Source organism: Shewanella sp. NIFS-20-20 (genome assembly GCF_019209865.1).
In the GTDB taxonomy this organism is placed as follows: domain Bacteria; phylum Pseudomonadota; class Gammaproteobacteria; order Enterobacterales; family Shewanellaceae; genus Shewanella.
On sequence record NZ_JAHUTT010000046.1, the window covers coordinates 12,202 to 31,702 of the forward strand.

The following is a 19,501-nucleotide window of genomic DNA, read 5'->3' on the forward strand; positions in this document are numbered from 1 at the left end:
CAATATTAGGGCGTTTAGGGTAATTTCAAGCCGACTCGGCATAATCTTAAGCTTGAATGCAAAAAATTTCGCCAAAAAAAAACCGGCCTATTTCGAGGCCGGTTGAACGATTGATTAATCGTTTACGCGTTTTTGGTAAGCCGCAGAGGCAGCCACAAAACCTTCAAACAATGGATGACCATCGCGAGGGGTTGATGTGAACTCTGGGTGGAATTGACCCGCCACAAACCAAGGGTGATTTGGTAGCTCGATCATTTCAACTAGCTTACGATCAGAAGACAAACCACTGAACACAAGGCCGGCTTTTTCTAATTCAGCCACGTACTTGTTGTTAACTTCATAACGGTGTCTGTGACGTTCAATGCAGGTATCGCTACCATAAGCTTGTGCCGCTTTAGAGCCTGGCAGTAAATGACACAATTGCGCGCCTAAACGCATGGTGCCACCTAAATCAGACGCTTCATGACGTTGTTCGACATTACCTTCCTCATTCACCCATTCAGTAATTAAACCAACAACTGGGAATGGCGTTTCATGGTTAAACTCACTTGAGTGAGCCTGTTCCATGCCGGCAACGTGACGGGCGAACTCAATCAAGGCCACTTGCATACCTAAACAGATACCGAAGTAAGGCAAGTTATTTTCACGAGCGTACTGAGCCGCCATGATTTTGCCTTCAACACCGCGCTCACCGAAACCACCTGGTACTAAGATACCATCTAAGCCCGCTAAGACTTCATCGGCGCCTTTGGCCTCTACGGTTTGCGAGTCAATATACTTAATATTGACGGTCACGCGGTTTTTCAAGCCGGCATGCTTCAATGCTTCGTTAACTGACTTATAGGCATCTGGTAATTCGATATACTTACCCACCATGCCGATGGTAACTTCAGCAATAGGGTTAGCTTCTTGATAAATTACATTTTCCCACTCAGACAAATCCGCTTCTGGACAATCTAAATGGAAACGACGCACGACAAGCTCATCTAAACCTTGAGAGCGCAGCAGTGCTGGAATTTTGTAAATGCTGTCGACATCGCGCAGAGAAATAACCGCTTTCTCTTCGACGTTACAGAATAACGAAATTTTAGCGCGCTCAGACGCAGGCACTGCACGATCGCCACGACAAACTAAGATATCTGGAGCAATACCAATAGAACGCAGCTCCTTGACTGAGTGTTGAGTTGGCTTGGTTTTCACTTCTTGCGCTGGGCCAATAAATGGCACCAGAGTCAAATGCATAAACAAGCTACGCTCACGTCCCAATTCTACCGCTAATTGGCGAATCGACTCTAAGAATGGTAAGGATTCAATATCACCGACAGTGCCGCCGATTTCAACGATGGCAACATCATGACCTTCACCACCGGCTAATACTTTTTCTTTAATCGCATTGGTGATGTGCGGGATCACCTGAATAGTGGCACCTAAGTAATCACCACGACGCTCTTTGCGCAGTACTTCTTCGTAGATACGACCCGTGGTGAAATTATTACGACGATTCATCTTAGTGCGGATAAAACGCTCGTAGTGACCCAAGTCCAGATCGGTTTCGGCACCGTCTTCGGTAACAAATACTTCACCGTGTTGAGTTGGGCTCATGGTACCAGGGTCGACGTTGATGTAGGGATCCAACTTCATTATGGTTACATTTAGGCCCCGTGCCTCTAAAATCGCTGCCAAAGACGCGGCAGCAATGCCTTTACCTAGTGATGAAACTACGCCACCAGTAACGAAGATATACCTTGTAGTCATGCTGAACCTGAGAAATAAGAATAAGATAAACGGCGCTTGAAAGAGAGCACCAGGACGGGGCAACAGTATACCAAAGTTATGGCAATTCGACAAATATCAAACGCAAAAAAATTTGAGCTGGGTCCGTTATTGTTGTGAAGACAATTGTCGCTTGGCCTGCTGCCAATACTGCTCAAGCTCGTCCAGGCTGTGCTGTTCGATGCTACGTTCGGTTTGTTGCACTTGCTGCTCGACTAAGCGAAATCGGCGCTCAAACTTAGTATTCGCCCCTTGCAGGGCTAATTCCGGGTCAATGTTTAAGTGGCGGGCAAGATTCACCACCGCAAATAATAAGTCCCCCACTTCATCCTGCACTTTGGCCTGCTCGACCTTCTGGGCATTTACTTCGGCCAAGACTTCCGCGATTTCCTCATGAATTTTGTCAATCACAGGCGCGAGCTCTGGCCAATCAAAACCAACGACGGCGACTCGCTGCTGAATTTTCTGGGCTCGTTTTAATGCGGGCAATACCTTGGGAATATCATCCAGCTGCGAGTGTAATGCTTTTTTTTCGCGCTCAAGCCCCTTGATTTGTTCCCATTGTAATTTGGCGCTATCGGCGCTGCTCGCCGCTAACGTTTCGGCAAATACATGGGGGTGACGACGGATCAATTTGTTACAGATACGCTCAGTCACCACCGCAAAGTCAAATAGCCCCTGCTCTTTGCCTAACTGACAATAAAACACCACTTGATAGAGCAAATCCCCCAGTTCATCAGGCAATTCCTCAAGGGCTAGCCGCTCAATCGCATCCGCGACTTCATAAGCTTCTTCAAGCGTAAAAGGCACCAGACTTTGATAGGTCTGCGCTTGATCCCAAGCGCAGCCACCATCGGGGTTCCTCAGCTTACTCATGATGGCTAATAAGCGCTGGATGTTTTGGGACTCAGTCACATAAATTCCTTAGGCACGCGTCGTGACACGACTGCGGCAATGATTCAAAATTAACACCGCCGCGCTTCAATCACACCGACCACTTGGTCAAGCTTTGCTAACACCCGTGATAAGGCATCCAAGTTATACAATTCCATTTGCAGTTCGATGGTCGCGGTTTGATTCTTAGTGTCTGAACTGGAGTTCATGGCGAGCACGTTAGACTTTTCGCTGGCCAACACCGAGGTCAAATCACGTAGCAGTCCGGTACGATCATGGGCAACCACTCGGATCCGCGCGTGATAGCCGCCAGAGTAGTTGTCGCCCCACACCACATCCACAGTGCGTTCTGGATGTTGGCGCATCAATTCTTTCACTTGTTCGCAGTCTTCCCGATGAACAGAAATACCGCGCCCTTTAGTAATGAAACCTAAAATGTCGTCCCCTGGTACGGGCTGACAACATTGAGCAATATGGCTCAACAGGTTACCGACCCCGTTGACTTCGACTTGATCTCGATTACTTCGCAAGGGTTTGTTTTGGTTTTTCTTAACCAACTCTTCGACCGCAGCGGTGTCACTGATCTCATCTTGACGTAAGCGGCTTTGGATATGATTCACGACCTGATTGAGGCGAATATCTCCGCCACCAATGGCCGCTAATAAATCATCCATATTGGTCATATTGAAGCGCTCAACCGCACTGTTGCCATCTTTTAGATTAAGACCAATGCGTGATAATTCATGATCAAGCATCTCACGCCCAGCGGCCAAGTTTTTATCTCGGTCTTGCTGTTTAAACCAATGCAATATTTTAGAGCGAGCTCGAGACGTGCGGATATAACCCAAATTAGGGTTAAGCCAATCGCGCTTTGGATTAGGGTGCTTTGAAGTAATAATTTCAATTCTGGCCCCGGTTTCCACCTGATAGGTAAAAGGCACAATGCGACCATCAACCTTGGCGCCAATACACTTATGCCCAACATGGGAGTGTATGTAATAGGCAAAATCGAGTACGGTAGAGCCTTGGGGCAAGTCAATGACTTCACCACTTGGAGTAAAGACATAGACTCTATCTTCAAAGACTTGGCTGCGAATCTCGTCCACCAAATTGCCACTTTCGGCCACGTCTTCTTGCCACTGTAAAATTTTACGTAGCCAATTAATTTTTTCTTCGTAGCCGCTTTGTTTACCGCTGGCGCTGCCTTCTTTATATTTCCAATGGGCAGCGACCCCAAGCTCAGCATCTTCATGCATTTGCTGGGTTCTAATTTGAATTTCAACCGTCTTGCCTTCAGGGCCTACGACCACGGTATGGATGGATTGATAACCATTAGGCTTAGGGTTGGCGACATAATCGTCAAACTCGCGGGGGATGTGATGCCAAAGGGTATGAACCACCCCCAAAGCACCATAACAATCTTGCAGTCTATCGGTAACGATTCGTACCGCGCGAACATCAAACAACTCATCAAATTTCAGTTGTTTACCACGCATTTTACGCCAGATACTGTAAATATGTTTAGGCCGACCGTAGACCTTAGCGCGAATATGATCTTGATCGAGTCGTTGTTGCAGTTGTTCAACGAAGTTATCAATAAACACTTCCCGATCGAGACGCTTGCCGTCTAACTGCTTGGCGATTTCCTTATAGGTTTCAGGATGCAAATAGCGAAACGAGATATCTTCAAGTTCCCACTTGAGCTGACCTATCCCCAAGCGATTCGCTAATGGCGCATAAATATCGGCAATTTCTCGGGCCAACAACACCCGAGTTTCTTCATCGGCATTTTTGACTGCGCGTAATAAACAAATACGCTCCGCCAATTTAATCACAACCGCCCGCACATCCTCTACCATGGCTAACAACATGCGGCGAATATTATCGATTTGGCCTTCATTGGTGCGATTATCGCGACCCACTTGTAAGCTGCCAATAGCATTCATGGTGATCACGCTCGCCACCAGATTAGCTAGGGCGTCGCTAAAGCGCTCTCTGATTTGATCTAAGCTCAACATGCCGGCTTGATTCACTTCAAACAGAATCGCGGCCTGTAAAGTGTCGATATCCATATTGAGCGGCGCCAAAATCTCAACCAACTCCCGCGCCCGCTGCCACAAGGCTTTTACTTGCTCCGCATTAGGCACTGGTAACGACTCAATATCGTGGATCAAATCTAATAAGGTTTGCGCATCCTTGGTATCAGTCACATAACGACTCACCCACTTATCCAATTGAAAGTCAGGATCGTTAAAGTGTGCTTCACGTACTGAGACCATAGTGTATTCCTTGATTCTATCGAAAGACGCGCTGACCTGCGGCCACTACTTAGAAAGCACTATAATGAGGATTGTGGCCAAGTTGTCAAACTCAGATGCAATAGTCGGCGAATTTTTATATGAATTTTCGCAAACAACCACAAAAAACCAACAAGTCAGCGCAGAAATCGCGCTACTTTAGTTCAAATAATACCATCGCTTCAATATGATGTGTTTGCGGGAACATATCCAACATCCCGACTTGCACCAGTCGATAGCCATTGTCCAGTAACAGCTGACTGTCTCTGGCCAGACTCGCCGGATCGCATGACACATACACCACTTTCTTAGGTTGCATTTGGTGTAACCATTGCAGACTTTCGTAAGCGCCAGCGCGGGCGGGATCGAGCAACAATTTATCTATCTGTCCAAGCCAAGGTTCATAAGTCAAATCGGCACTTAAATCACCATGGTAAAACGCAAGGTTATCCAACCCTGCGGCCTTGGCATTGGCTTTGGCTTGTTCAACCATGGCGGGCACACCTTCAACCCCAATCACTTGCGCTCCCGTTTTCGCCAAGGCCACACTGAAATTACCCACACCACAGAATAAATCCAAAATACGGTCATTAGTTTGAGGATCGAGCCACGCCAAAGCCTGAGCAATCATGCCATGGTTGACCTCAGGATTAACCTGGATAAAATTTCCTGGCGTAAACTGTAATTGACAACCATCTTGCAAGGTGTAATACGGCAAACTGGCTTGACCATGGACATCTAAGCACAACCCTTGGTTGTCTTGTAATAGCACTTGCACTTGATGAGTGTTGGCAAACGCTTGCAATGCGGCTCTGTCTTTCTCATTGACGGCCTTGGTGACGCGCAACACCACAAATTGGCCATTTTCCACAATGATCAGTTCGACATGCCCTAAGGCCGCTTTCAACTTCAAGCGATTCAGTAACTGATGTAACGGCGCAATTAGCTCACTCAAGGGTAAGGCGAGCACCTTACAATGACTGACCGCTATCACTTGATTACTCGCCTTGGCTCGAAAACCTAAGCTCAATTTGCCACTGTGCTTGTCGAATGCCGTGGCTAGACGGGCTCGGCGGCGATAATGCCAAGGCTGAGATTCTATGGTGGCCACCAGAGGGACAGCCTCACTTATTCGTCCCATTCTATTGGCTAAGGCATCCTGTTTAAACTGTCGCTGGGTCGCTATCGCCACATGCTGTAAATCACAGCCACCGCATTGCTGATAAAACTCACATTCTGGTGAGATCCTTAAGGCTGATGCACTATCTACGCTGATTAACTTGGCCTTTGCATAAGACTTTTTTTGCTCGGTCAATTGCGCAGTCACTTGCTCCGTGGGCAAAGCCCCGGCAATAAACACGACTTTGCCGTTATGCTGCGCCATGCCGGCACCAAGATGATCCATGTCGGTCACCTGCAAGACCAATTTGGGAGACAGCCGCTTCTGTAGATTTGCTTTAGGTTTAAAAAATTGCGCCATTTTATTCTCAAAATCATAAAATTACTGGTGAGCAGACCGACTATCTGGCAGTCTATTTACTAAGACTCATCTACTCTTAAATTTACACTCTATCCCATGACGAATAGCAACAATATGACCAAATACAGCTTACGCTCCTGGGTATTGGTGCTCGCATTGGCCCCAACCATCTTGGTGGGGATTTTATTGGGCAGCTACTTAACCATAAATCGCTTCTATGAGCTTGAATCGAGCCTTTTAGTTCAAGGCCGTAATGTTATAGAGCCATTAGCCATTGCCAGTGAACTGGGTTTACTGACCAACAATCGAGAGAGTAGCAAACGCTTATTGGCCGCCAGCCAGTTAGGCCAATCGGGGTTAATTAAATCGATTGCGATTTTTGATCAACAAAACCAACTATTTATCACCTCAAACTACAACAAAGAGTTTGAGGTCATGCGCTATCGAGAACCCTTAGATAATCTATTAAGCACTGAACACGAAACCTTAGGTGACAATTTAATTCTACGCACCCCCATTTTCACCTCAGACTCAGCCCTGACCTCCATCAACCTCCCCCATACCAGTATGGCGGTTCCTGCAGCCGCCAATTACTTAAGTGGCCAGCATCAGCTCGGGTATATCGCCATGGTGGTCAATAAGGAACAAGCCTTATTAGAGCAACATCGTGCAGCTGTGGCCGCCTTTATCATAGTGCTTATTGGGGTACAGCTTAATTTGCTGTTCACATTTAGGCTGGTCAAAAATGTGACTCAACCGATCACTGAAATGGTGCGGGTAGTAGCAAAAATTCGAGAGGGTAAGCTCGATACCCGTTTACAAGGCAATCTGATTGGCGAGCTCGATTTACTAAAACGCGGCATTAACGCCATGGCGAGTTCCTTGCAGGAATACCACAATGAGATGCAGCAAAATATCGACCAAGCCACCTCAGATCTGCGCGAAACATTAGAGCAAATTGAAATCCAAAACGTGGAGTTGGATCTCGCCAAAAAGCGGGCGCTGGAAGCCAGTCGCATAAAATCAGAATTTTTAACCAATATGTCCCACGAGCTTCGCACCCCCCTCAATGGTGTGATTGGCTTTGCTCGCCAATTAATGAAAACGCCTTTGCAAAGCGGCCAACAAGATTATATTCGTACCATTGAGCGCAGCGCTCTCAATTTACTTGGCATTATTAATGACATTCTTGACTTGTCTAAATTGGAAGCCGGCAAGATGGTACTTGAAACCATGCCGTTTAGCTTTCGCGATATGCTGAATGAAACCGTCAACCTATTAGCAGGAAGCGCCAAAGAAAAAGGCTTAGAGCTGATTATTGATGTCGCCCCAGATGTCCCCGACAATATCAATGGTGATGGATTGCGGGTTGGCCAAATCATTACCAACTTGGTAGGTAATGCCATTAAATTTACTGACAAAGGCCATGTGATCTTAAAGGTACGTCAGACCAGCCAAAATAAAGAAAAAGTGAACTTAAGGTGTGAGGTCATAGATACCGGCATCGGTATTAACAAGACCCAGCAAGAAATATTGTTCCAAGCGTTCGGCCAGGCGGACTCATCCATTTCTCGCCGTTTTGGAGGCACGGGCTTGGGATTAATCATTACTAAACGGCTAATCAACCAAATGGGTGGGCAAATCGGTTTCAGTTCTGAGGCCAATAGTGGCTCCATTTTTTGGTTTGTATTGCCCTTAATGCGCAGTGCGTTACCGGCCAACGACCCCCTGCCACTGGACAGCTTTGCCGATAAAACCCTACTCTTATATGAGCCTCGGCAATTAAGTGCCGACATCATCCTCAGCCATTGTCGACACTGGCAGATCGGCGTGCGCCGTGCCGCCAATATTGAGGTGCTCAATCGCTTGATCTCTGACGCAAATCCACTGGATGTATTATTAATGAGCTGTCGCGAGCTCGATAGCGAACGATTAATGCACATAATCCAGCAAGCTAAGCTGCGTAACTTACAAGTGTTGTTAATGAATGATGCCCAAGACCCCAATTTGGTCAACGATGACATTGTGCGCCAAGTCCACAGCGTATTGAGTGTTCCGGTTCATGAGAATCTTTTGCTGCGGCTGTTAGCGTATCCAGCCCATCCATCGGCAGACACCATCGCACCACCGCAGCCAGCGCTGGAAACTCCGATAAACCAACAACAGCTGACGGTGTTAGCTGTCGATGATAATGTCGCTAACCTTAAATTGATTAAAAGTCTGCTGGAAGAATTAGTCACAGAAGTGGTGACCACTAATCGAGGTGATAAGGCGATTGCTTTAGCCAAAGAAAATAAATTTGACCTCATCTTTATGGACATCCAAATGCCAAATATTGATGGAATTAAAGCCACCAAGGAGATTCGAAGTCAGTCGCGTAATCAACACACCCCCATCATTGCCGTCACCGCCCATGCCATCGCCGAAGAGCGCGAGCGCATTATTGGCAGTGGCATGGATGCCTATTTGTCCAAACCCATCGATGAAGCAGCCTTAAAGCAAATCATAATGCGATGGACAGCTAAGCCCAATATCTTATCGCAAGACAATAAGGTACTCGATTGGAACTTGTGTTTGATCCAGGCCAATAATAAGCCGCAGTTAGCCATGGAAATGCTCAGCATGTTACTGGAGTCATTACCTGAAACAATGGCACAGATCGACATGGCTCATCGCGCCCAAGACAATGCGGAGTTGATATCGATAGTTCACAAGCTCCATGGCGCCAGTTGTTATTGCGGAGTAGCGAATACGCAAAAGCTTTGTAGCACGATCGAGTCTGCCTTAAAGCACGAGATGGCACTTTGTGAATTAGAGCCAGAAATACTTGAGTTACTTGATGAGCTAACTAAGGTAGAATCTGCCATAAAATACATACTATCTCAGTTATCGGCGGATTCATTAGATGACCAATAAAGTGGGCTTCTTCAAACGCTTAAAAGCGCTAAATTCGGCACAAAAACAATTATTTGCTTTGGCTTTATGTCAGCGCATGTACCCAAACTATCACCTATTTTCAGAAGTCACCGAGTTTGGTGATGCTAAGGTGTTGGATACTGCCCTGAACTTATTGTGGCAATCTCAATATGATAAGAAACTAAAGTTAAATATTGATTTATATATAGATCGTCTGGAAAACATCGTTCCTGATGCCAGCAATTTCGATATGTATGGCGTCTACCCCGCCCAAGATGCCGTTTCAGCAGTGATCTCGTTGCTCAGTGGTATTCAGTGCCAAGATGAAGAGGATATGGTCAATATCTCCAAGTTATCTTCCAGCACTGTGGCAAACTACATCGAAGCCAGTATCAGCGAGGAAATTAGCGAAAACATTAAAGAATCGGCTCTGGACGAATTAGTTTTCAGCCATGAAGTCATGGTCGAAGAGCGCGAATTGCAGTCCAATCTGCTCGATATTATTGAACAAGAACCTTTTGCCAAAGCCGAGTTTATTAAGGCATTACGCAAGGAAATAGTTCAATCTGGTGTATCAAATATTGGGATTTGTATCGACCCTGATGCGTAAATTGATTTATCAAGGCTATGTGCTCACTAACTCCCAAGGGGCGACAGACTCGTGGGAGTTACGAATAGGCCAAGAGCACCGGCAAGGCTCGTTATTTGAACTAAAGCGCCTTGTTGACTTTTATGTCGAATTAAAAGTCCTTCCCCAAGTCAGGGTATTCGAACCTCTTAGGTAAAGCCACTGACATCGATGAGCGTGAACCCAAGTGGGGGCGCTAGACTACTCAAGATGCCATCGCAAAGAGCTGCGGAGCTCGCGCTTGCATAAAAGCCAGGAACAATTGAACTTTCAATGGTTGCTGGCTTCTTTGATGGTACAGCATGGAGATCCTTCTCTGTTCACCCCGCCAATCGGGTAACACCTTCACTAACTGGCCACTGGCTAACTCCTCTTTGGCAAATAATGCCGGCCCATAAAGCACGCCCCCCGATGCAACCGCCGCTTTAATGGCACCGTGTAAATCCATCAAGGTGAGCCGCGCCGGGCCATCATAATAAAAGTGCTCACCCTGGCGATGAGTCAATGACCAATTAAACAAGGGCCAAACCTTGATAAGCTTGTGTTGACTTAATTGCGTCGGCGCAATTAACGGCGCTGCCGCAGCCAAATACTCAGGCGCCGCCATTAAACAATAATCCAGCACGCCTAAGCTGGTAGCGATCCAAGAAGAATCCGGTTGAGCACCACCAACAATCGCAATATCAACCGCTTTATCAATCAAATCGACTTCTTGATTCGACTGAGCAATATGCAGCCGAATGTCTGGATATGTATCGCAAAAGTCATTGAGGGCATTAAGTAACACCATAGAAATAATCGAAATAGGGGCCGCAATACGTAACGTACCTTCGGGTCTATCTAAGCCGTCATCATTGAGTTCATCAAACTGATTAATGACACCTTGATAACGCTCAAATAGCGCTAATCCTTTCTCGGTTAAACGAAATTTGCGGGTGCTGCGCATCAACAATTGCTGATCGAGAATCATTTCTAATTTTGCTAACTGACGACTCACCGTTGCAATCGGCATCGACAGCTCTTTAGCCACTTGCGAAAAACTGCCCGCATTGACTAGGTGCACAAATAAATACACCAAATGTAAATCCGCCCCACCAAGTTCTCGCATACACTTCCCCTTAAATGACTGGGCAGAATTCTATCAGCCAGCAACCGACAAATATAGGAGCCAACGCCCAAGATTAGTCATGACAGACGGCAACTTACATGACGCAAAGTGACTGAGTCATAAACCCGTTGGCGCCCCATTAGCTTGGACTCATGCTAGCGCACTACTAGCAGCAATCCCCCACAGGCATCGCGGGTAGATGATAAATTTATGTAAAAATAACCCACAAGTGTTTACTGTATAAAAATTCAGTATATACTGTTTATCAATACAGTGTTTTGTCGTGACAGGAACTCACTATGCTCAGTCAAATTAGCATTCACAATTTTGCCATTGTTCGTTTTTTGGAATTAGACTTCAGTGCCGGTATGACCAGTATTACTGGTGAAACGGGTGCCGGTAAGTCTATTGCCATTGATGCCTTAGGCTTATGCTTGGGTAATCGCGCCGATGCCGCGAGTGTCAGACCTGGCTGTGACAAAGCAGAGGTGAGCGCCCGCTTTAGTTTGAGCGACGTGCCTGCAGCGCAACGCTGGTTAGAAGATAACGATCTTGAACTCGATAACGAGTGCATATTGCGGCGAATTATCACCACCGAAGGCCGCAGCCGCGCCTATATTAATGGCAATCCAGTCCCACTTGCTCAGTTAAAATCCCTCGGGCAATTATTGGTCGGCATTCACGGTCAGCACGCCCATCATGCCATGCTAAAAAGCGAACAACAGTTGGCATTACTGGACAGTTATGCCAACCATAAATTCCTGCAAGATGCGGTATTACACGCCTATCAACAAGTGCGCCAAGGTGAGGCCGAGCTGAAACGCCTAACGCTATCGAGCAACGAGCGGTTAGCCCGACGTCAATTGTTGCAATATCAAGTGCAAGAGTTAGATGAATTTAATTTACAAGCCGATGAATTCCAGCAAATCGAATCCGAACATAAGCGCTTAGCCAATGGCTCTGCACTGCTGGAAAACTGCCAACACAGTTTGCAACTCATCCAAGACAGCGACGATGCCACCATTGAGCACTTGCTGAATAAAGTCATCCACCTGACGGAAGAGATCAGTGAGTTTGACCCTGTGCTGCTCAACGTCAGCACCATGCTCAACGAAGCATTAATCACTATCCAAGAAAGCGCAAACGAGCTCAATCATTTCCAGTCAAAACTAGAACTCGATCCCGTGTATTTTAGCGAGCTTGAAGCCAGACTGACTCAATGCATGCAACTGGCTCGTAAGCATTTAGTGATGCCAGAACAACTATTTGCACATCACCAAACCTTATCTGCTGAGCTTGGCAATATAGATTCTGATGACCTGATGCTAAGCGAACTGGAAAATGAATTAGCCAACAAGCGAGCCGTGTATCTCCAGCAAGCTCAAAAATTAAATCAGAGTCGTTGTCGCTATGCGAAAGAATTAGAAAAACTGGTTTGTCAGTCGATCCGTGAGCTCAATATGCCCAAGGCTAAATTTGAAATTGCCGTCAGCTTTACTGATCAAACGATTTCAGCACTAGGTTGTGATAGCGTCGAGTTCCAAGTAACCACCAATCCAGGCCAACCTTTACAGCCATTAGCCAAAGTGGCTTCGGGTGGCGAACTCTCGAGAATTGGTCTCGGCATTCAAGTGATCACAGCCAAAAAAGTCGCGACACCGACCCTAATATTCGATGAAGTCGATGTGGGGATTTCAGGCTCAACTGCCGCGGTAGTAGGAAGGATGTTACGGCAACTAGGCCAATCGACCCAAGTGTTTTGTGTGACGCATTTACCCCAAGTGGCTGGCAATGGTCACCAGCATATGTTCGTGGATAAAACCAATAAAGGCGGTCAAACCGAAACCGTTATGAGACCACTCAATCCACAGCAACGTATCACCGAGTTAGCCCGCCTGCTCGGAGGGGATACCATCACAGAAAACACCTTAGCCAATGCTAAAGAATTATTGCAATAGTCCCCTAGAGCATACTATGAGATAGAATGGCATTTGTATCAGGCTCCTTACGCACCAAAGGAGCCTCACCTTCTTTTAAGGCTTCTTTGTAGGCCTGATTCATGCGGATAGCCAGATACAAATCAGAACGCACTAAAATTGCACCATCCCCAGTAGGAATACCAGCAATATCAAACCAAGCTAATAATTGTCGTTTACGCCCTGCCAATACCAAACGACAGCCATGGTTTTTAAGTTGATGGTGTAACTGTTGCAACATGGTCATGACACTAAGATCGAGGTGACTAAAACAAGAGACAGCATCGACAATGACGCATTCGATTGGCTCTGGTTGCTGTTTTATCCGCAATAATAACTGGCGTTTAAAGTAGACCGCATTGAAATAGGTCAGCGGAGAATTAAAACGAAAAATTAACACTGACGGGATCCCTTTGGCTTTATCGGAACTATCGATACTCCTTAAAATACCTTTTCTATCTAAGCCTAAGACTTGATCTGTCGGGCGCATCACCACCAAGATAAATTGAAATAACCCGAGTAATACCGCTAAGGTAATCCCTGGGATTACCCCGATAAAAATCACTGAACTGAGCGTCACCACTGACAGCACAAAAGCGGTTTTATCACGACGTTTCAATAACCAAATTGCTTTTAAATCTATCAATGATACCGATGCTATTACTAGCACCACAGATAAGGCTCCTAATGGGATGTATTGTAATGGCGCCGTCAAAAATAACGCAACAATTGCAATGATTGCCGCAGCAATAATCGATACCAATTGGGTTCTGCCACCGTTAGCATCATTCACCGCCGTCCTTGAGTCAGCACCGCTAATGGCAAAGCCTTGCGACAACGCTGAGGCAATATTGGCAACCCCGAGCGCACGAAACTCTTGGTCGGCATCAATTTCGTAATTATTTTTGGCCGCGAAGCTACGTGCGGTCAACATCATGCTCACAAAGCTCACTAAGGCTAAGTTAAGTGCAGGAATGACCAGCTCCCGTAAAATACCCAATTCAAAATTTGGGGTTTGAAACTCAGGTAAGCCACCACTCAAAGGCCCAACAATAGCAACCCCGCGACTATCTAAATTAAATAGCCACACCACCAAGGCTGATATAGCCATCGCTACCATGGCAGCGGGCCATTCAGGCCTTAGCCGTTTGACCAGAAAAAAAATAAGCACGCACAATAAACTGATGACCATGGTCAGTATATGCAGTTGCTGAATAATGTTAGGGATGGACAAGATACGTTCTAGGAGATAGTTATTATCGAACTTCACCCCAATAATTTTTGATAACTGGCCGACAATAATCGTGATGGCCACCCCATTCAATAATCCGAGCAGAATCGGTTTCGATAGGAAATCGGCAAATAGTCCCAAGCGCACTTTACTGGCAATTAAGCACCAAACGCCGGTCATCAATGACATGGTGATAGCCAATTGCCAATATTTTACTGGGTCGCCTGCTGCCAACGGCGCCACGACAGCGGCAATCACGGCGCACGTCGCGGCATCGGGCCCAATAATTAACTGCCTAGACGTTCCCATCATGGCGTAGACCAACATAGGTAAAATACAGGAATATAATCCGGCCATGGGGTTAACCCCCGTTAACTGGGCATAAGCAACCGCGACAGGTAATGCCACCGCGGCCACAGAAACTCCGGCACGCAAATCATCCTTGAACCACTGCTGTTGATATTCTCCCAGTAAATTTATCCCTGGGAACAACGCCTGTACACCTTGAGAAAACATCGACTCTCCATTGCCAAAAACATAAGCTAAAAATCAAGGCTGAACACGATATGTAACCAAACGAGGCCCACATCAATCATAGTTAAATATGGCGACTAAATTTATGACTAGCAAGAGAAATGAGATTGACGATGAAAATAAATTGGCGATCAAAATGATCGCCAAAATTCTGCCTAGTTAGGCCGCGAGAGACTTGATGCCATGAGGCGTTGGCTTACCTTGCGCATCCAAATTCACAAATACGATTTTATCTATGCTCACAACGGCCAAACCAGACTCTTTATTGCGAACATGACAGGCAATGGTGATAGATGTTAAGCCCATGTGGATGACTTCCAATCCAAACTCAAGCACATCCCCTTGCCTTGCGGGGGTCAAAAAATTAATTTCAGAAATAATTTTGGTCACATGAAAATTACTTTTCATCTGACAAGAGGCAAAAATGGCTGCCTCTTCGTCAATCCAACTCAATAGCTGCCCGCCAAATAAGGTATTGACCGGGTTTAAATGTTCAGGTTTCACCCAACGTCGACTGTAATATTTCATGCAAAGCTCCCATCACAAGCGTTAATGACACAGAGGCAAAGCAAGTCTTAGGCCAAGATTTAAATACTTACAAAACAATACCTTAAATATTGAGTCGCGTAGTCACCCCCTCGCTAAGTGCACCCTATTGGTTCAGCTGAACGATCATAGGGCATGGATTAGCTTAAAAAGGCTTTAATGCCCTGCACTAATTTATCGACCCCATTGGCATCAATATCCTTATGGGTCACAAAGCGTAATTGGCTACCGCCGGAAATAATCACGCCTTGTTCTGCTAACCTTTTCACCAATCCTTGAATATCAAGGCTGGCGGCAGGCTTCGCAAATACCATGTTGGTTTGCACTAAGGTCATATCAATCGACAATTCATCAATACTCTGCAATTGTTCGGCAAGGTAAGTGGCATGCTGGTGATCTTCTTGTAGACGAGCCACTTGAGTCGTTAATGCCAACTCACCTGCCGCGGCCAAAATCCCCGCTTGACGCATCCCCCCACCTAACACTTTTCGCCAGCGCCGAGCTTTCGCTATCAGAGCTTCATCTCCCAGTAATAAGGAGCCGACTGGAGCACATAATCCCTTTGATAAGCACACAGAGACTGAATCAAAATATTGCGCTATCTGTGCCATATCACATTGCTGCGCCACTGCGGCATTGGCTAAACGGGCACCGTCTAAATGGATTTTTAAACGATGATCAAACGCCAATGTTTGGGCCTCAGCCAAGTAACTTTGTGGCAACACCACGCCGCCAATGGTGTTTTCTAAACTGATTAAACGCGTTTTGGCAAAATGGTGATCGTCAGGTTTAATCGCGCCCTTAATCGCGGCAAGCTCAAGGGAGCCATCCGCCTGATTCGCTAACGGCTGAGGTTGCACGCTACCGAGCACAGCGGCACCGCCGCCCTCATACTTATAATTATGGGCTTGCTGCCCACAAATATATTCATCGCCGCGCTCACAATGGCCCATGAGCGCTAATAAATTGGCTTGGGTGCCACTGGAAGTAAAGATTGCCGCGTCAAAGCCCAGCATCTCTGCCGCTAAGGCTTCAAGTCGATTAACGCTTGGATCGTCGCCATACACATCATCACCCACCACGGCATTGGCCATCGCCTGTCGCATTGCCGGCGTGGGCTGAGTCACAGTGTCACTGCGAAAATCAAACACTTCCATCGTCATTCTGTACCCTTATGTATTAATATAATTTTGGATAGCACGATGCTATTTTCCAACAAAAACCTCAGCAACAGCTCATTAACAAGTGAAACCAACGTTAATAAAAACAGAATCGCATTAGATAATATAATCCAAACATGTAGTAATTGTCATTTGGAAAACTGGCCTTATTGAGGCAAAATTGCCGCCCTTTTCGATTGACGATGTCCCCATGCACGAAACACAGATTATTTCAGCACTCTGGTTAATTGGCATTTTAGCCGAAGCAATGACCGGCGCCCTTGCTGCGGGTCGCAAGCAAATGGATTTATTCGGGGTCGTCATTATCGGCTGCGCCACCGCCATCGGTGGTGGTACGTTGCGGGATATGCTGCTAGGTAACTATCCTCTCATTTGGGTGGAGAATGTCCACTATCTATTAGCCATAGCTTGCGCGTCACTCTTAACTGTGATGATTGCGCCGATCATGCGCTACTTATCGAGTTTCTTTTTGGCCATTGACGCATTAGGGTTAGCGGTATTTTCCATTGTTGGGGCGCAAAAAACCCTGATGCTAGGTTACAGTCCATTAGTGGCGATAGTGATGGGACTCGTCACTGGGGTATTTGGTGGTGTCATAAGGGACATTTTATGCAACCAAATGCCACTCATCTTTAGAAAAGAGCTGTATGCGGTGATCTCTCTACTCACTGCCGCCATTTATGTGGGGTTAAAACTGCTAGGGATCCCAGAATGGATAAACTTGAGTATCTGCATCGTCACAGGCTTTAGCCTGCGCATGCTGGCCCTCAAGTATCATTGGTCTATCCCGACCTTTGATTACCAATCGGGTAACGACCAACATAGCCATTAAACATGAGGGAATAACGGGTAGCTGCCTTTAGACATCACAGCTACCCTGAACGTTTATGCGCTTGGCATCTCTTTGAGATACAGATCCATTTGCGGATAAGGAATACCAATACCGGCGTCATCCAGTGATACCTTAACCGCTTCCATCAGTGCGAAACGTGCTGGCCAATAGTCGCTAGTTTTAACCCAAGGGCGCACCACAAAGTTAACCGAAGAGTCGGCTAATTCAGCTAACGCAATGGTATAACCAGGCTCAGAAAGCACCAAGTCACACTTTTCTACCACATCAGTTAATATCTGCTTGGTCAGTTTAATATCGGCATCGTAAGACACCCCAATCACTAAGTCGATTCGACGGGTATCCATGGTCGAGTAGTTGGTTATAGTGCCACTCATCATCGCTGAGTTTGGCGCAATAACGACTTTATTATCAGGGGTTAACAAGCGGGTCGAAAAGATGGTAATTTCATCAACTGTCCCTGACACACCGGCAGCCTCGACGTAATCACCTACTCGGCACGGGCGAAACAGCACCATCAATACCCCTGCAGCAAAGTTAGCCAGCGACCCTTGCAGCGCTAAACCAACCGCCAAGCCCGCCGCACCTATCACAGCCACCAATGACGCCGTTTGCACACCGACTTGTCCAAGGGCTGCAATCACAGTGAACGCAAACACCACAGTCCAAGCAATATTGGCAACAAAACTCGACACGGTTTTATCTATTTTACGATTGGCCATGGTTTTGTTGGTCAGTTTTTTGACAAGGTTTGCGATATATTTACCAACAATAAAAATGACCAGCGCCAACAAAATCTTGACGCCATATGTCACTACTAGGCCTGGTAAATCTGCGGCCATTTGATTCCAGTCACCCATCTTTGTATACCTCTTTAATGATTGTTATTCTCTAACCCAAACGAAATTTGATAATCGACCCTGCGATTGGCTTGCCGTCCTTGCTCACTTACATTCTCAGCCACAGGCAGTCGGCTTCCAAACCCCCGGATCTCAATACGATTGGGATGAAAACCAAATTTGTAGCTAAGCACGTATCTCACTTGTTGCGCACGAGCTTCTGATAATGCTTGATTTTTCGACTCGAGGCCGATGATATCTGCATGACCATTCAAAATAATCCTGATGTCTGGATACTGACTCAGCAGCTCACTGACCATGGCCAATTGTGGCCATTGATCAAACCTGACATCATCTTTTGCAAATGAAAACAATATCGGTGGAATATTGTTTTGCTGGCAATCCGCGGGAAACCAAGCACCATCATCAGTGGCAATACACAATTGTCCATGGGATTGCTTGATACAACCATTGGCATACACTGGGGTCGCGACAGGAGTCCCAGGACAAGCGTCATAATGATCGGCAACTGCGTCACCGTCCGTATCGATGGGGCCAGAAGCCATAGCCCCAACAGATAGTGGCAGCACGACCATTAACATTATTGTCCCAAACCTTTGGTTCATCCGCGCATCCAGCACTCATCAACTCAAATGTTATAGCCGAGAACACCATTAAAAACAACATTATTACCAAACATTAACAACCGCAACGCGGCTTATCATTCACTTTTTATGGATAAACGGCTATATCTCATTTCAACCACACCAGCCAACACCCTCAGTTCTAAAATACCGAGGGTTAACATGCCATCGATAGCACCTGCCACCTCAAGTGATAGACCACAGACGTCGATATAAACAACACCATCACTGATAGACCAGCCATGGCGTCAAACGTGCGAGACGGATATTACGAACTGAGATAGCGCAGCAAGAATGAAGCAATGGTAGACACCACCAACATCAATACGAAGGCGACTGTGATGGCATCACCTTGATTGCTGAGCCCAAGCTTAGCGGAGGCAGACAACAGCACCATGACACAGCGCTGTTGCATACGAAGAGGCGAGCGAGTTGAAATACGCGAATACAGCTCCTAGAGACAAAAACAGCGGCAATGGCCTAATGCCGTTCACTTAGTGTGAACGGCATTTTTCTTAGACTTAATGGGATACTTGTTTTTACTCATTTTTAACGCACGTGGATAGGCCCTATCCCGTTTCCCATCAAGCTTGAACTGTCTCGC

16 protein-coding genes are annotated in these 19,501 nt (G+C 46.4%); 5 read left to right on the forward strand and 11 right to left on the reverse strand.

Going from position 1 to position 19,501, the window contains the following annotated elements:
* Positions 1 to 114: 114 nt before the first annotated feature.
* The 4 genes from KU855_RS13835 to rlmD all read right to left on the reverse strand — a co-directional run bounded on the left by KU855_RS13835 (position 115) and on the right by rlmD (position 6,444).
* Positions 115 to 1,755, reverse strand: coding sequence for a CTP synthase (locus KU855_RS13835; protein ID WP_218530867.1), 1,641 nt, complete (start codon positions 1,753 to 1,755; stop codon positions 115 to 117).
* A gap of 126 nt (positions 1,756 to 1,881) precedes the next feature.
* Positions 1,882 to 2,688 (reverse strand): nucleoside triphosphate pyrophosphohydrolase, encoded by an 807-nt coding sequence (gene mazG, locus KU855_RS13840; RefSeq protein WP_218530868.1) that lies wholly within the window; start codon positions 2,686 to 2,688, stop codon positions 1,882 to 1,884.
* A gap of 50 nt (positions 2,689 to 2,738) precedes the next feature.
* Positions 2,739 to 4,946 (reverse strand): GTP diphosphokinase, encoded by a 2,208-nt coding sequence (gene relA, locus KU855_RS13845; RefSeq protein ID WP_218530869.1) that lies wholly within the window; start codon positions 4,944 to 4,946, stop codon positions 2,739 to 2,741.
* A 172-nt stretch (positions 4,947 to 5,118) separates the two neighbouring features.
* Positions 5,119 to 6,444 (reverse strand): 23S rRNA (uracil(1939)-C(5))-methyltransferase RlmD, encoded by a 1,326-nt coding sequence (rlmD, locus tag KU855_RS13850; RefSeq protein ID WP_218530870.1) that lies wholly within the window; start codon positions 6,442 to 6,444, stop codon positions 5,119 to 5,121.
* A 96-nt stretch (positions 6,445 to 6,540) separates the two neighbouring features.
* On the opposite strand from rlmD, the gene barA reads away from it, so the two are divergent.
* From barA to KU855_RS13865, 3 genes are read left to right on the forward strand one after another with little or no spacing between them, the layout of a single operon-like run.
* On the forward strand, positions 6,541 to 9,360 hold the full coding sequence (gene barA / locus KU855_RS13855; RefSeq protein ID WP_218530871.1) for a two-component sensor histidine kinase BarA: 2,820 nt from the start codon (positions 6,541 to 6,543) through the stop codon (positions 9,358 to 9,360).
* Positions 9,350 to 9,970: a YjaG family protein gene (locus tag KU855_RS13860; RefSeq protein ID WP_218530872.1), complete on the forward strand. Its 621-nt coding sequence runs from the start codon at positions 9,350 to 9,352 to the stop codon at positions 9,968 to 9,970. The genes barA and KU855_RS13860 overlap by 11 nt, the downstream gene beginning before the upstream one ends.
* Positions 9,963 to 10,145 (forward strand): DUF3319 domain-containing protein, encoded by a 183-nt coding sequence (locus tag KU855_RS13865; protein ID WP_218530873.1) that lies wholly within the window; start codon positions 9,963 to 9,965, stop codon positions 10,143 to 10,145. The genes KU855_RS13860 and KU855_RS13865 overlap by 8 nt, the downstream gene beginning before the upstream one ends.
* A gap of 48 nt (positions 10,146 to 10,193) precedes the next feature.
* Here the strand turns inward: KU855_RS13865 and KU855_RS13870 are convergent, their stop codons facing one another.
* A complete protein-coding gene (locus KU855_RS13870) occupies positions 10,194 to 11,096 on the reverse strand; it encodes a LysR family transcriptional regulator (protein WP_218530874.1) in 903 nt (300 codons plus the stop codon).
* Between the two features lie 299 nt (positions 11,097 to 11,395).
* Here KU855_RS13870 and recN point away from each other — a divergent pair, with 299 nt between their 5' ends.
* The gene (gene recN, locus KU855_RS13875) at positions 11,396 to 13,054 is read left to right on the forward strand and encodes a DNA repair protein RecN (RefSeq protein ID WP_218530875.1); all 1,659 of its coding nucleotides are present in this window, start codon (positions 11,396 to 11,398) and stop codon (positions 13,052 to 13,054) included.
* 4 nt (positions 13,055 to 13,058) lie between these two features.
* Here recN and KU855_RS13880 read toward each other — a convergent pair whose 3' ends face one another.
* The 3 genes from KU855_RS13880 to ltaE all read right to left on the reverse strand — a co-directional run bounded on the left by KU855_RS13880 (position 13,059) and on the right by ltaE (position 16,534).
* Positions 13,059 to 14,819 (reverse strand): SulP family inorganic anion transporter, encoded by a 1,761-nt coding sequence (locus tag KU855_RS13880; protein ID WP_218530876.1) that lies wholly within the window; start codon positions 14,817 to 14,819, stop codon positions 13,059 to 13,061.
* A gap of 177 nt (positions 14,820 to 14,996) precedes the next feature.
* Complete coding sequence (locus KU855_RS13885) at positions 14,997 to 15,365, reverse strand: acyl-CoA thioesterase (RefSeq protein ID WP_218530877.1); 369 nt, start codon at positions 15,363 to 15,365, stop codon at positions 14,997 to 14,999.
* A gap of 158 nt (positions 15,366 to 15,523) precedes the next feature.
* Entirely contained in the window at positions 15,524 to 16,534 is a 1,011-nt protein-coding gene (ltaE, locus tag KU855_RS13890; RefSeq protein ID WP_218530885.1) for a low-specificity L-threonine aldolase, read from the reverse strand.
* A 220-nt stretch (positions 16,535 to 16,754) separates the two neighbouring features.
* Between ltaE and KU855_RS13895 the strand changes: the two genes are divergently transcribed.
* Complete coding sequence (locus tag KU855_RS13895; RefSeq protein ID WP_218530878.1) at positions 16,755 to 17,396, forward strand: trimeric intracellular cation channel family protein; 642 nt, start codon at positions 16,755 to 16,757, stop codon at positions 17,394 to 17,396.
* 53 nt (positions 17,397 to 17,449) lie between these two features.
* Here KU855_RS13895 and KU855_RS13900 read toward each other — a convergent pair whose 3' ends face one another.
* From KU855_RS13900 to KU855_RS13910, 3 genes are all read right to left on the reverse strand, one after another.
* On the reverse strand, positions 17,450 to 18,274 hold the full coding sequence (locus KU855_RS13900; protein WP_218530879.1) for a mechanosensitive ion channel family protein: 825 nt from the start codon (positions 18,272 to 18,274) through the stop codon (positions 17,450 to 17,452).
* Between the two features lie 14 nt (positions 18,275 to 18,288).
* Positions 18,289 to 18,879: an OmpA family protein gene (locus tag KU855_RS13905; RefSeq protein WP_218530880.1), complete on the reverse strand. Its 591-nt coding sequence runs from the start codon at positions 18,877 to 18,879 to the stop codon at positions 18,289 to 18,291.
* Positions 18,880 to 19,165: 286 nt separating this feature from the next.
* The gene (locus KU855_RS13910; protein WP_218530881.1) at positions 19,166 to 19,312 is read right to left on the reverse strand and encodes a hypothetical protein; all 147 of its coding nucleotides are present in this window, start codon (positions 19,310 to 19,312) and stop codon (positions 19,166 to 19,168) included.
* Positions 19,313 to 19,501 lie beyond the last annotated feature (189 nt).